This window comes from Pseudomonas sihuiensis, from assembly GCF_900106015.1.
GTDB lineage: Bacteria > Pseudomonadota > Gammaproteobacteria > Pseudomonadales > Pseudomonadaceae > Aquipseudomonas > Aquipseudomonas sihuiensis.
The window spans coordinates 4321460-4335103 of record NZ_LT629797.1; the positions used below are offsets into that span (position 1 = coordinate 4321460).

The 13644-nt window shown below is 62.9% G+C and carries 15 protein-coding genes; 10 read left to right on the forward strand and 5 right to left on the reverse strand.

Annotated features, from left to right (window positions below; translation table 11 throughout):
• The first annotated feature begins 110 nt into the window (after positions 1-110).
• The 10 genes from BLT86_RS20340 (at position 111) to BLT86_RS20385 (ending at position 8777) form a co-directional block, all read left to right on the forward strand.
• Positions 111-1019 carry a response regulator gene (locus tag BLT86_RS20340; protein WP_004423055.1) on the forward strand — a complete coding sequence of 303 codons (909 nt, stop codon included), beginning with the start codon at positions 111-113 and terminating at the stop codon, positions 1017-1019.
• Between the two features lie 290 nt (positions 1020-1309).
• Positions 1310-2206: a peptidoglycan DD-metalloendopeptidase family protein gene (locus BLT86_RS20345; RefSeq protein WP_017676445.1), complete on the forward strand. Its 897-nt coding sequence runs from the start codon at positions 1310-1312 to the stop codon at positions 2204-2206.
• 436 nt (positions 2207-2642) lie between these two features.
• Positions 2643-3938, forward strand: a complete 1296-nt coding sequence (fliD, locus tag BLT86_RS20350; protein WP_092379184.1) for a flagellar filament capping protein FliD — start codon at positions 2643-2645, stop codon at positions 3936-3938.
• Complete coding sequence (gene fliS / locus BLT86_RS20355) at positions 3938-4336, forward strand: flagellar export chaperone FliS (protein WP_017676447.1); 399 nt, start codon at positions 3938-3940, stop codon at positions 4334-4336. Before fliD ends, fliS begins: the two co-directional genes overlap by 1 nt.
• The gene (locus BLT86_RS20360; RefSeq protein ID WP_024306293.1) at positions 4320-4637 is read left to right on the forward strand and encodes a hypothetical protein; all 318 of its coding nucleotides are present in this window, start codon (positions 4320-4322) and stop codon (positions 4635-4637) included. Before fliS ends, BLT86_RS20360 begins: the two co-directional genes overlap by 17 nt.
• Before the next feature lie 2 nt (positions 4638-4639).
• Entirely contained in the window at positions 4640-5710 is a 1071-nt protein-coding gene (locus BLT86_RS20365; protein WP_092379187.1) for a flagellar hook-length control protein FliK, read from the forward strand.
• Between the two features lie 27 nt (positions 5711-5737).
• Positions 5738-6214, forward strand: coding sequence for a flagellar basal body-associated FliL family protein (locus tag BLT86_RS20370; protein WP_024306295.1), 477 nt, complete (start codon positions 5738-5740; stop codon positions 6212-6214).
• 16 nt (positions 6215-6230) lie between these two features.
• A complete protein-coding gene (locus tag BLT86_RS20375; RefSeq protein ID WP_024306296.1) occupies positions 6231-6965 on the forward strand; it encodes a FliA/WhiG family RNA polymerase sigma factor in 735 nt (244 codons plus the stop codon).
• A 1-nt stretch (position 6966) separates the two neighbouring features.
• Entirely contained in the window at positions 6967-7839 is an 873-nt protein-coding gene (motA, locus tag BLT86_RS20380) for a flagellar motor stator protein MotA (protein WP_013713362.1), read from the forward strand.
• Entirely contained in the window at positions 7836-8777 is a 942-nt protein-coding gene (locus BLT86_RS20385) for a flagellar motor protein MotB (RefSeq protein ID WP_092379190.1), read from the forward strand. The genes motA and BLT86_RS20385 overlap by 4 nt, the downstream gene beginning before the upstream one ends.
• A gap of 18 nt (positions 8778-8795) precedes the next feature.
• On the opposite strand, the gene BLT86_RS20390 is transcribed toward BLT86_RS20385, so the two are convergent.
• The 5 genes from BLT86_RS20390 to BLT86_RS20410 all read right to left on the reverse strand — a co-directional run bounded on the left by BLT86_RS20390 (position 8796) and on the right by BLT86_RS20410 (position 13598).
• The gene (locus BLT86_RS20390) at positions 8796-9263 is read right to left on the reverse strand and encodes a hypothetical protein (protein ID WP_092379193.1); all 468 of its coding nucleotides are present in this window, start codon (positions 9261-9263) and stop codon (positions 8796-8798) included.
• Positions 9260-10096 carry a winged helix-turn-helix domain-containing protein gene (locus BLT86_RS20395; RefSeq protein ID WP_092379196.1) on the reverse strand — a complete coding sequence of 279 codons (837 nt, stop codon included), beginning with the start codon at positions 10094-10096 and terminating at the stop codon, positions 9260-9262. The genes BLT86_RS20390 and BLT86_RS20395 overlap by 4 nt, the downstream gene beginning before the upstream one ends.
• Before the next feature lie 351 nt (positions 10097-10447).
• Positions 10448-11326 (reverse strand): lateral flagellin LafA, encoded by an 879-nt coding sequence (lafA, locus tag BLT86_RS20400; protein ID WP_017676456.1) that lies wholly within the window; start codon positions 11324-11326, stop codon positions 10448-10450.
• A gap of 265 nt (positions 11327-11591) precedes the next feature.
• Positions 11592-11759 (reverse strand): rubredoxin, encoded by a 168-nt coding sequence (locus BLT86_RS20405; RefSeq protein WP_003242223.1) that lies wholly within the window; start codon positions 11757-11759, stop codon positions 11592-11594.
• 138 nt (positions 11760-11897) lie between these two features.
• Entirely contained in the window at positions 11898-13598 is a 1701-nt protein-coding gene (locus tag BLT86_RS20410) for an L-lactate permease (RefSeq protein ID WP_017676457.1), read from the reverse strand.
• Between the last annotated feature and the right edge of the window lie 46 nt (positions 13599-13644).

A 13644-nucleotide genomic window follows, 5' to 3' on the forward strand; every position in this document is an offset into this window, starting at 1 on the left:
GCTTGCCCGGGCCGTTTCGCTTGCGCGATTTGTTGCACGTCCGGCGTTTTCCGTTGGCCTTAGGCCACTGGCCATGACTATGCTTACCGCTATTCGTGCAGGAGTGGTCGATGAGCAAAGTCAGTGTGCTGGTGGTGGATGACGCAACCTTTATCCGTGATCTGGTCAAGAAAGGGCTGCGCGATAATTTCCCCGGCGTACAGATCGAGGAAGCGATCAATGGCCGCAAGGCCCAGCAGATGTTGAGCCGTCAGGTGGTCGACCTGATCCTCTGTGACTGGGAAATGCCGGAGATGTCCGGCCTCGAACTGTTGACCTGGTGCCGCGAGCAGGACAACCTGAAAACCACGCCCTTCATCATGGTCACCAGCCGTGGCGACAAGGAGAACGTGGTGCAGGCGATCCAGGCCGGTGTTTCCGACTACATCGGCAAGCCTTTCTCCAATGAGCAACTGGTGACCAAGGTGAAGAAGGCCCTGCAACGCGCTGGCAAGCTGCAGGCGCTGATGTCCAGTGCGCCGTCGAAGATGCTGAGCACGGGTGGATTCGCCAACGACTCGCTGGCTGCACTCACCGGTGGCAAGGCCGAGGTGGTAAAGACCAGTGCACCAGCGCCGGCAGCTGACGCCCCTGCGGCACCGAGTGTCGCACCTGCCCCGGCCGCCGCAAGCAAGTCGCCGGCCGGTCGTGGCCAGGGTCAGCTGCGTTTGCCAGCGGGCAGTATGGCCTGCGTGATCAAGGCGCTGAGCCTCAAGGAGGCACTGCTGGTGGTCAAGCGCACCAAGCAGCTGCCGCAGGTGCTGGAGAGTGCAGTGCTCGACCTGGAACAGGGCGAAGCAGCGGAAACCGCGCGGCTCAATGGCTACCTGCACGCGGTGGCGGCATTCGAACCCAAACCCGACAGCGAATGGCTGCAACTGACCTTTCGCTTCGTCGACCGCGATCCGCAGAAGCTCGACTACCTGTCGCGGCTGATCGCCCGTGGCACCGCGCAGAAGCATTTCAGCCCCGGCGCGTAGTGTCACGACAGCGATCATCTGTATCTGCTCCGAGGCTCTGGGTGGCGCGGGTCGCCCGGCGCTGTCCCCGCACCATCTTCTGCTACGCATTGCCTCGGCTTACGCCGTTATCTTCCTCGCTGACACGCTGCTGGGCCTGCCAACCCGTAGCCCGGGTGCAATCCAGGGCGCCATGCCGACCAATGGCGGTGAGCCGGTTCACAGCCTGACGGTCGGTGTCTCGCGCACTCCGTGCTGCGCTGCTAGTCTTGCTAACCCGGATATCAAAAAGCCATAAGATCCGAGTCGTTATGCTAGGGCGTCTGATTATTCTCTGCAGTCTGCTGGTCTTTTGCGGCCAGGCCGCTGCGCTGACCATCTACAAGTACGTCGACAAGAACGGCGTGGTGACCTATAGCGATCAGGCTGCGCCCGGCGCGCAGGTGTTCGTGTTCAACGACCGCATGGTCGAGCGCCTGGACAACCAGGTGAAGCTGGAAACCAAGAAGCACGAAGCCGGCGAGACCCTGTTGATTCGCAATGACCTGTATGCGCCGGTGGAAATCGAACTGCGGCTGGAACAGGTACAGAACGCCATCGGCGCGCCGGACAAACCGATTCGCTGGGTGCTGCCACCGCGCAGCAATATCCGCCTGGCTACCCTCACCGCGCAGGACGCCAGCAAACCGCTGCGCTACAAACCCAGGTTGCGCTACGCCCTCGGTGATCCGCGCCTGCAGCCGAGCATCCATCGTTATCCGTTGCCCTGGCGTGGCGGTCCGTTCCGTCAGACCCAGGGCGCCAACGGCACCTACAGTCATTTCACGCCCAAGGGCCGCTATGCAGTGGACATCGCCATGCCCGAGGGCACGCCCATCGTCGCCGCGCGCGGTGGTGTGGTGGTCAAGACCGAGAACCAGCAGAGCGGCCGCGGCAACAACCCGGCCGGCAACTTCGTGCGCATCCTGCATGACGACGGCACCATGGGCGTTTACCTGCACCTGATGAAGGGCTCGGTCAGCGTGCGTGAAGGCCAGCGGGTGGAAACCGGCAGCCTGTTGGCGCGCTCCGGCAACACCGGCAACAGCACCGGCCCGCACCTGCATTTCGTGGTGCAGCGCAACGTCGGTCTGGCCGTCGAGTCCATTCCCTTCAACTTCCGTCAGCCGGTCAACAGCCTGCCGAACTTCGCCGTCGGCGGCGAATAGCTCGGCAAGGCCTGCCGGCTACGCTCCTTCTGCGGATATCCCGCCGCAACACTGTCGCGCGCTCGCGCATTTCTGGTGTTTCCGTTGTTGCGCAGTGGCGCCGGTGCGCATGGCGCACCCTACGGGGCATGCGTGTACCGCGGACGGGGCTGGTGCCATCGGTAGGGTGCGCTGCGCGCACCGCGTCACCGCTGATGCTGTGGTTTGCCCGCTCTCTGCGGCGTTTTCCTTAAGTCACCCCCCTGTGCTGTCGCCTTTGTAATCGGTACGTCCGCCACCAGCGCGACGCAGGCGGAAGTTGGCCTTCCGCTCGTCGTTCAGCAGTGTGCAAGCGGAAAGGATCTTTCACCTGGCGGAACGCCTAGAGCCCTCTAAATCAAGGGTTTCAGCTGTTGGCACCGCTATTGCTATCTCACAGGAAAACGGGTGTCCGACTATGGCTATCGATTCAGATTACGTGCAAAGCATGGCGACCCAACTGGCCCAATACGAAATTCAGGGCCAGTTGGCCAAGGCCAACCGCAACCAGGCCGCATACAAGGCGCAGCTCAGTGCCCTGACCAGCCTGGATACCGCACTGAAGGCTTTCAAGACTGCCGCCAGCGGTCTCAAGCTGGCCGGCAGCAGCATGTTGGTCAACAGTGCGAGCTTCAGCCAGGAAGGTTATGCCAGCGCTACAGTGGGCTCCAAGGCCGTGGCCGGCAGTTACGACTTTTTCGTTCAGCAATTGGCCAGCAAGAGCCAGGTTGCCCTGCAAGGGCTGCAGGACGGCGACCTCGGCAGTGGCAGCCTGACCATCGGCCAGGGCGGCGACGCGTTCAATGTCGACCTCGGAGCCGTCGCCACGCTCGATGAGCTGGCCGCAGCGATCAACGGCGCGAGCGACAACAATGGCGTCAAGGCGACCCTGGTACGCAGCAATGGCCAGGTCAACCTGGTGCTGACCAGCGAGAAGACTGGCGCCGACCAGGCCATCAGCCTGAGCGCCAGTGGCAATGCCGCGGTTGAAGGTGCGGTGGCCAGCAGGCAGGAGCTGTCCGTGGCCAAGGACGCCATCGTGCGTCTGGGTGGCGAGACCGGTATCGAGCTGACCAGTACCAGCAACACCTTCGACAACATCATCGATGGCGTCAGCCTGACCTTCAACAAGGCGCACAAGAGCGGCGATGCCCCTCTGACCATGGAAGTCGGCCAGGATCAGAAGGCCACCAAGGAGAAGGCGCAGTCTTTCATCAACGCCTTCAACGCGCTGATGACCAGTTTCGACTCGCTCACCGCCAGCGGCGGCGAGAGCGGCGGTCGTGGAGCCCTGGCCGGTGATGCCAGCGTGCGTGCCATCGAAGGCATGCTCAATCAGTTGGTGCGGACGTCCTTTGGCGGGGCGAGCCTCACCGAGTTTGGCATCAGCGCCGACCGTAACGGCAAGCTGACCATCGATAACGCGCGCTTTGAAAAAGCCGTGGCAGCCAACCCCGAAGGTTTCGAAAAGCTCTTCACCGACAAGGGCAACCTGCTCGATACCCTGGACAAGAACCTGGCTGCCTACACCAGCAGCGCCGGTGGTCTGCTGACCAACCGCAAGGACACCCTCAACACCCAGCTGCGCCGTGTCGATCAACAACTCGACACCATCCAGAAGCAGTACGACTCCTACTACGCCCGCTATCTCCGCCAGTACACCGGTCTCATGCAGACCATGGCGGCGATGGAACAGACCTACGGAATGTTCTGATGAGTGCCTACAACCTCAACGAAAGTTACGACAGCTACCGCACCGTGGACCTCGAGGCGCGCGCAGCCGCAGCCTCGCCTTACGAGCTGGTGCTGGTGCTGTTCGACGGCCTGCTCGACGAGCTGGCCCGCGCCCGTGGCCATATCGAAGCCAAGCGTTACCAGCAGAAGGGCCAGTCCCTGGAGAAGTGCCTGAACATCCTGGGTGGTCTCAATGGCGCCCTCGATTACGAGAATGGCGGCGAGCTGGTGCAGGGGCTGGCGCGGCTCTACGACTACTGCATCTATCGCCTCTCCGACGTCAGCGTCAGCCTGTCGCTGGAGGGTCTGGATGAAGTGGTCGGTCTGCTTGGCGTGCTGCGTGAAGGCTGGGAAGGCGTGAATGCAACGCGCAAGTGAACTGCGCGCGCTGCAGCAGTTGCACGCGCAGCTGTCACAAGCGCTGGAGCAGGCTGACTGGACGCGCATCGGCGAGATCGATGCGCTGATTCGCGCCTGCCTGCAGTTACTGGCCGGGCTACCGACGCTGAGCGACGAAGTGCTTGAGGCCAAGAAGCAGCTGCGACAGCTGCACGGGCAGGCACGCATTGCCTGCGCCGAAGAATGCGAGCGGGTGCGTCGGTTGTTACTGACGCATCTGGAATATGCCGAAGGGCGCAGCGCTTACATGCGCGTGGACCTTTACCAAGCCGGGAGATAAAGGTGCTGCAACTGATCAATGCCACTGCGCGGACCAGTCCGAGCGGCTCCGCCGAGCAAACGCTACCGTCGGGGTTTGCCCAGGCTGGTAGCGCCGACGCTACCGCTCGGCCCTTCGATCAACAGATGGCCATTCAGGGCTTCGCCGCCGCTGCGCCACAGGCGTTGCAAAGCGCGAGCAGCACACCTGAAACCATTCACGTCAGCGAAGCGGATGCCGAACAGTGGCTGGCCAGCGTGCTGGGACAGCAGGCCGTACGCATCGAGGCGCGGGAAGCGCCGGAGCCGGAGCAGGACGAACGCTTGCGCGAGGAGGAAGCCGAGTCGCTGGAGCAAGCAGCCGTATTGCCTGCCGAGGTGCTCAACCAGGCGCTCCCTCGCGAGCCGCAACTGCCAGCGGACAGGTCGAGCACCACCCAGGCGGCAGCCCCAGGCCTGCCGCCATTGGCGGTTGCAGAGCCAATAGCGTCCCGGCCGCTGATGGTCGTCGGGGTCACGCCCAGGACCGCTTCGCCACTGGTGATCGAAGAGGCTGCCGAAGTGCAGGTGCTTGAGCGCCTGCCTGGCAGCGTCGACAGCGACAAGGCGACGCCGGGCAGCACCGCCACCACCTCGACTGCCGCTACGCCGCTGAGCGCGGAGCGTCCGCTCAAACTGCACGCACCTCAGGCACAGTGGGGCGAGCAGATGCTGGCCAGCCTGCGTGAACACGTCGATTTGCAGATCAACCAGCGCATCCAGAACGCCACCATCCGCCTCGACCCGCCGGAACTGGGCAGCCTGGAAATCTTCCTCAGCCACGAATCCGGTCGTCTCAGCGTGCAACTGTCCGCTGCCAATGCCGACGTGGCGCGTCTGTTGCAGCAGACCAGCGAGCGCCTGCGTCAGGAGCTGGTCGGGCAGAACTTCGTGCAGGTCAATGTGCAGGTCTCCGCCGATGCCCAGGGCGGACGCCAGCAGCAACAGGCGCAGACCTGGCCCGCCGAAGACGAGGTGGCCGCTGCCGTCACGCTACCGGCAAGTGGCGAGCGTAGCGCTGCGCAATCGACCAGCGATGTGTTGGTCACCGTTTAATTTCCCGTGAGTGAATCGAGACTAGTCATGACAATGCCGCGCGTCCTCCTGCTGCTGGTTATCTTCAACACCCTGGTGGTGATCGGCGGCACCTTCTTCAACTACGCCACGCTCAAGTCCATGCAGAGCGGCCAGAGCGTGCTCGGCATTTCCGCTGGCGCTGGCGGCAGCGAAGCTCAGGAGGCCAACAGCGAGTACCGCTTCTTCCCCATCGAGAAGGTGATCGTCAGTCTGCAGGGTGAGACCCGCGAGCATTATTTCGTTCTGGATCTGGTGCTGCAGGCCGACCCGGAGACCGATCCGAAGAAGCTCGAGCAGATCGATCCCATGGTGCGCAATTCGGTGGTGGCGCATCTGTCCTCGCTGACCTTCGAGAAGCTGCGTGGTATGCCCATTCCAGAGCTGCAAGGCGCTCTGGAACGGGTGCTGCTGGATGATTTCGCCAGCAAGAAACTGGCGATGCCCTTCGCCCACGTATTGGTCAGCAAGCTGATAGTCCAGTAAAGAGCAGAGCCTAGCCATGAATGCCACCTGCGCCATCGACTACCGCTACGCCGCCGAACAGGGCGGAGCCGCGCTGTTCGCCCCCGGTGCCGAGCAGAAGTGGCTGCTGCAGTATCTGCCGCTGGTCAAGCGCATCGTCAGCCAGCTGTCGTTGCAGGCCAATCAGGTGCTCGACCGCGAGGACATGGAGCAGATCGGCCTGATGGGGCTGCTCGAATGCCTGCGCCGCTACGGCACGCCGGATGAGCAGTTCGGGCGTTTCGCCGCGTTGCGCATTCGCGGCGCGATTCTCGACGAGCTGCGTCGTCAGGACTGGCGACCGCGCCAGGTTCGTCAGCAGACGCACAGGATTCGCGATGCCATTCGCCAACTGGCGCGGCAGCTGGGCCGTGTGCCGCAGGAAGAGGAGATCCTCCGGGCGGCCGCGATCAGCGCCAAGGAATACCAGGAGTTTCTCCAGGCCGATGCCTGCGAAGCCATCGAAAGCCTCGACGAGCTGCTGCAGAACGGTCACGAGGGTTTCGCCTGCGGCGGCAGTGCGGTCGAGGAGCGGGTGCTCAAGGAACGCCTGCTGACCCAGGCGCTGAGCCAGCTCAGCGAGCGCGAACGGCTGGTGCTGACCCTTTACTACCAACACGAGCTGAGCCTCAAGGAAATCGCCTTGGTGCTGGAGCTGAGCGACGCGCGCGTCTGCCAGCTGAGCAAGCAGGCGATCGCCAAGGCCAGCCGTTACCTGAACGAGAGAGGCTAGGGTGCAGAAGTTATTAGGTGCATTGATCATCGTCGCCTGCGTGCTCGGTGGTTACGTCATGGCCCATGGCGAGCTGGCCATGCTCTGGCAACCGGCCGAGGTGATCATCATCGTCGGCGCCGGTTTTGGCGCGCTGGTGGTGGCCAACCCCAAGGACGTGCTGCTGGAGATGCTGCACCAGATCAAGGGGGTGTTCGTCTACAAGAAGCGTGGCGAGGAGTTCCAGCGTCAACTGCTGATGATGCTCTATGAGCTGCTGGAAATGGTCGACGTCGGTGGTCTCAAGGTGCTCGATGCGCATATCGAGGAGCCGGAGCAGAGCGACCTGTTCGCCAAGTACCCGCTGATCCGTCAGGAGAAGAACCTGATGGCCTTCATCGCCGACAACTTCCGCCTGATGGCCATGGGCAAGATCAGCGCGCATGAACTGGAAGGCTTCCTCGAGCAGGAGCTGGAGGCCATGGAGCACGTGCTGATGCAGCCTTCGCGCTCGCTGCACAAGATCGGCGAGGCCATGCCGGGCTTCGGCATCCTCGCGGCGATCCTCGGCATCGTCATCACCATGGGCAACATCGGCGGTTCGGTGGCCGAGATCGGCGCCCACGTCGCGGCGGCATTGGTCGGCACCTTCCTCGGCATCTTCATGTGCTACTGCGTGATGGAGCCGCTGTCGAGTGCCATGGGCCAGCGCATCAAGACCGAGATGTCTGCGCTCGAATGCGTGCGTACCACCCTGGTCGCCCACGTCGCCGGCAAGCCCACGCTGCTGGCGGTGGATGCCGGGCGCAAGCTGATCGAGCAGGACGTCAAACCGGCGTTCAAGCAGCTGGAGATCTGGGTCAACCGTTACGAAGATGAAAGGGACGCTGCATGAAACCGCGCGGCGGTGACGGCCACGAGATCATCATCAAGCGGCGTGGCAAGAAGGGCGGCCACGACGAGCATGGCGGTGCCTGGAAGGTGGCCTTCGCAGACTTCACCATGGCCATGATGGCGCTGTTCATGGTGCTGTGGATCATCCAGCCGCAGACCCAGGACGCCAGTCGTGCCAATGCCGACATGCTGAACAATCCGCTGGTCGACGGTGGGGCCGGCATCTTCGACGGCTCCAGCACCACGCCGCTGGACCTCGATGGCGTGCCGGTGCAGGTTGCCCCGCGCCGCGACCCCGAGAACCGCGCGCGCACGCCTCAGGAAGACCCCGGCGCGGCTCTGGGCGAGGGCCAGCCCGGCGAGCCGCGCCGGCCGCATTTTGCCGAGCCGCTGCAGATGCAGGAGCTGGCCAAACTGATGAAGGAGCTGGCCCTGCAGCTGGATGCCGAGGCCAATATCGAAATCCAGGTGGTGCCGCAGGGCCTGCGCATCCTGATCAAGGACGATGCGCAGCGTTTCATGTTCAACCGCGGCAGCTCCCACCTCAATCCGCATTTCGAGACCCTGCTGCGGCGTCTGGCCGGCATTCTGGGGCGGGTGGAAAACCATCTGATCATCAGCGGTCATACCGATTCCATGCCCTATCGTGGCGTGGTCGGTGGCTACAACAACTGGAATCTCTCTGGCGACCGTGCGCTGCGCGCGCGCAACGTGCTGGTCGAGGCCGGCCTGCCGACCGGCAACGTGCTGCAGGTGGCCGCCCAGGCAGACGGCATGCCGCTGCTACCGAACGACCCGGAGAACGGGGCCAATCGGCGTATCGAGCTGCTGTTGCTGACCAGCCAGGCCGAAGGCCTGTATCGCGAGTTGTTCGGCGAGGCGCAGGTGCGCGCCGAAGTCCGTGCCGAAGGCGTAAAGCTCAGCCTGCCGGAGTCCTGAGCGATGGCGCGTTCCGCCTCAGGGAGTGCGGGCCTGGCAGTACACCTGCCGGGTTTCCAGCGCATAGAGACAGCCATCGATACTGGTCAGGCGAATGGTCGAGCCCTTGTGCCGGCCGTAGAGCAGGTTGAACACCAGCTCGTCGTCGATCTCGCTGGCCAGTCCGGTGACCTGGCCGTCCTCGACACGCAATCGATAATTGCCGAGGAAGCCATAATCCACCACGCCCGAGGTTTCCAGAATGCTGTCGCCCTGGCGGGTCATGGCATAGAAGCGACCGTTGTTGACCTGCAGGCTGTGACTGATGTCCAGCACCTGGCCATTGCTCAACTGCACCTGCCCGCTGGACTGGTAGCGACCGTCGAGTTCGCTGCTGGAAAGGAAACTCAGCCACAGGGCAAGCATGCCCAGCAGCATGGCCATTGCCGTGGCGAACATGCTCAGCAACCAGGCGCCGCTGATGCCGCACTGTCTACCGAGGCTCATGGCAGACACCTGCTCAGTTGGGCGTCGGCCACCTGGCTCAGCTGGCTTTCATGCAGCATCAGCGATCGCGCTGCGCCGCTGGGCTGCAGACACAGCAGCTCATAGAAACCGCCGTGCAGGCGCAGCACCACGGTAGCCGGCTTGCTGGCCAGCACCGCAAGCCGGCTGGTCAGACCGTGAGTTTGCAGTATCAGCTGCTGCAGACGGTGCGAGTCCTGATCGATGTAGTGCACGTGCAGCGGGCCCAGATTCATTTCGCTGTTGTGCAGATCCTTGGGCTGGCTGATGTGGTACAGCGTCGCGAACAGACTGATTCCGGCGATGCCGAAAACACTCAGCAGGATCAGCCAGGATGCCCGCTGGCGACTATGCCGGCGCAGGAAGGCAGGCTGCACGGCCGGTGTGTCGAGCGTTTCGCTGGCTGCGCCAACGTCATCGACGCTCGGCGGCTCGACCAGGTAGTTGGGGTTGAGCAGATAGCCGCGGCGCGGCAGGGTCTGGATGATTTCCCGGCTCTTCTCGTCGCTCAGTATCTGGCGCAGGGTATAGATCTGCTGGTTGAGGCTGCCCTGGCCGACCACCCGGTCAGCCCAGGCGTGGTTCATCAACTCGTCGCGTGACACCACCTCGCCAGGTTCCTGCAGCAGGCGTTCGAGCAGGCGGCTGCCGGAATAGCCCAGGTCGATCTTCTCCTCGATACCACTTTTGATCAGAGTCAGCTGATACAACGCCGGGTAGAAATGCGCATAACAATCGCTGCGGCCGGTCCTGATGATCAGGCACGCAATGTTGCTTTCCGGCTCGGCTAGCGGCGTTTCGGGGCTGGTGTTCATGCGGTCCTTGAGGCGAGCGGCAATTCCATGCGGGAAATTTCCCGGCGACAGACGGTCGGCATTCTGGCGCCAGAGAAATGCACTGGCAAGTCTTGTGCCAGCTGCTTGTTGCTGGAAGCAGGTTGCCGTTCGCTGGGGGCGCTCACTCAATACTAGCCAGTCTGTGGGCGAAGTCGACGATATCGCCGAGATTCGCCGAAGCCGTATCGATCATGTCTGAGCTTGATGACAGTTGATCAATGCGCCTGATGAGGTGGGATGCAGAGGTGGCCGCTGGCCATAAGAAACGCCCCGCGGATGCGGGGCGTTGGGAGGGATCGGCGCAATCCTTTGCGCCTGGATGACGCGGGATCAGCCCAGCAGGGACATGACCATGCCCGGCATCTGGCCGGCTTGTTTGAGCATGGAGATGCCCGACTGCATCAGCATGGAGTTCTTGCTCATGTTGGCGCTTTCCTTGGCGAAGTCGGCGTCCATGATGCGACCCTTGGCCATGTCGGTGTTGTCCTTCATGTTGGCCAGGTTGTTGGCGGTGTGGTTCAGGCGGTTGATGTTGGCACCGAAGGCGGCGCGCATGGCACCAATGTCGTCCAGAGCGGTGTTGATGGTATCAATCATGGCGTTGGCGCCAGCGGCGTCGGCGATTTCAGTACCGGCAGTGCCTGGGGTGGTGTAGTTGCTGGACAGGCCGTCCAGGGCAGTACCCAGGGCAGCGGACTGGGTAGTAGCGTCCAGCTCCAGGGTTTCGGCAGTGGTGGCACCGATCTGGAACGTCACGGCGGCGGCACCGAACTTGCCGGTAGCACCGTCAAGACCGAACAGGGCGTCGCCAGCGTAGCTGGTGTTGGTCATGATATTGGCCAGCTCTTTACCCAGCTCGTCGTATTCGGCTTGCAGGGCGTCACGGTCGGCCTGGGCGTTGGTGCCGTTGGAGGACTGGGTGGCGAGGTCTTTCATGCGCTGAACGATATCGGTCATTTCGCTGAAGGCGCCTTCGGCGGTCTGCAGCAGCGATACGGCGTCGCTGGTGTTGCGCATGGCCACGTCCATACCGCGGGACTGGGCGTTCAGACGGGTAGCGATCTGCAGACCGGCGGCGTCGTCGGCAGCGGAGTTGATGCGGAAGCCAGTGCCCAGACGCTGCTGGTTGGTGCCCAGGGCGTTGTTGGTCTTGCCCAGGTTGGTCTGGGTGATCAGCGAGGAGTAGTTGGTATGAATCGACAGAGCCATGATGATATTCCTTCAGTTGAGTGAAGCTGGCTGTGATTGCCTGCTGTAAGTGAAGGGCGACCGGCTTCTGGCGCTGATTAAATGGCGCTGAAGATTTTTCTCCAGCAATCGCGGCGAAGGCTCTGGCGCGGGCTTGGCAGGGTGCTGCTGTGATGTTGGTTCGGCTTCGTAGCCCGGATGCAAGGCTGGTGATTATTCAGTAGGCGCGATTGATGTAATAAAAACGGCGACCCGAGGGTCGCCGTTTTTTGAAAACCAGGCGTGATCAGCCGATTTCGATCATCTCGAAATCCATCTTGCCGACGCCGCAGTCAGGGCATAGCCAGTCTTCCGGCACGTCTTCCCAGCGGGTGCCGGGAGCGATGCCGTCATCCGGCCAGCCCTGGCTCTCGTCGTAAATCAGTCCACAGACCACGCATTGCCACTTTTTCATAAAAACCTCAGGCCAATCTCACGGTGTTGCGCGACGCAAGCTACCGCAATTGTACTGACGCGCCAAGCCGGCCGGTGGCATTCGCCACCAGCCAGGGACCAACCAAAGTCGGGTCGCACAGTGCACGACCCGTCAGAGTCAGCGACTGGTCATCAGCGGATCGGTCAGTGCCATGCCGTACATCGCCACCAGCGCGATCAAGCCGGCTGCAGCGAGGTAGTAGAGCGTCGGCAGGATGGTCTTGCGCAGGGTGATGCCTTCACGCCCGAGCAGACCAACGGTCGCCGATGCCGCTACCACGTTGTGGATGGCGATCATGTTGCCCGCCGCGGCACCGACCGACTGCACGGCCACCATCATCGCTCCGGATACCCCGATCAGCTCGGCAGCATTGAGCTGGAACTGCGACAGCATCAGGTTGGATACGGTGTTGGAGCCGGCGATAAAGGCGCCCAGGGCGCCGACCGCCGGGGCGAAGAACGGATACACGCCGCCGACGCTGTCGGCCACCAGTTGCGCCATCGCCACCGGCATCGACATCAGATCGCTGCCGTTGACCCCCGAGTTGATCAGGATACGCACCATGGGAATGGTGAAGATCAACACGAAGCCGGCGCCGAGCAGGGTCTTGCTCGACTCGCCCACTGCCGCCTTGAGCTCGGAGAAGCGCATGCGGTGCAGGAAGAAGGTCACCAGCACCACCATGCACAGGATGCCCCCTGGCAGATACAGCGGCTCGATGGTGCCGGATACGCCGGTCTCACCGAGGATGTCCTTCCAGCCGAAGCTCAGGCTCATCAGCGCCGCTTTCACCTCGGGGAAGATACGCGAGATGACCAGGAACACCGCCAGCAGCAGGTAGGGCGCCCAGGCCATGGGCACCGAGATTGGCGCCTTGCCGGCCACCTCATCCAGCTTCATCTCGATCTTGCCCATCCAGTCGGACGGCCAGTCCTTGGGATCGGCAAAGTCCCAGGTTTCCTTTGGCAGCAGGAAGCCGGCCTTGGCGGCCGGCACCACGATGGCCAGGCCAACCAGGGCGCCGATCATCGAGGGGAATTCCGGGCCGAGGAACACGCCGGCGGCCATGTACGGCAGGGAGAAGGCGAAGGCGGTGAAGATGGCGAACGGCGCGATGGCCAGGCCTTCCTTCCAGCTCTGATTCTTGCCGAAGAAGCGCGTCATGATCATCACCATGATCAGCGGCATCAGCAGGCCGATCAGGCCGTGGGTGATGGCCACCCGCGAGTAGATCAGGTGGAAGAAGGTTTCCCAGGTGCTGCCGGTGGCCACCAGTTGTTCGGTGATGCCGGTTCTATCCAGACCGGCGCCGACACCCACCAGAATCGGCGTACCCACCGCACCGAAGGAGACAGGTGTGGACTGCACCATCATCCCCAGTACCACCGCGGCCAGTGCCGGGAAGCCCAGGGCTACCAGCAGCGGTGCGGCCACGGCAGCCGGGGTGCCGAAACCGGAGGCGCCCTCGATGAAACAACCGAACAACCAGGCGACGATCAGCGCCTGTACGCGGCGATCCGGACTGATATTGGAGAAGCCCCGGCGGATCGCCGAGATACCTCCGGAGTGCTTGAGGGTGTTCAGCAGCAGGATCGCGCCGAAGATGATCCACAGGATCGAGGCCGTGAGAATCAGCCCCTGCAGGCTGGAGGCGATGACCCGGTTGAGGGACATGTCCCAGGCCAGCAGGCCGATCAGGGCGGTGAGGACGAACACCAGCGGCATCGCGTACTTGGCCGGCCAGCGAAAGCCGATCAGCAGTACACCCGCTAGCACCAGTGGCACGAAGGCCAGGATGGACAGCAGCGTTTGACTCATGGGTTGGTTCCTTCTTTTTCTTGTGAACCACAGTTTTCCGGGGACA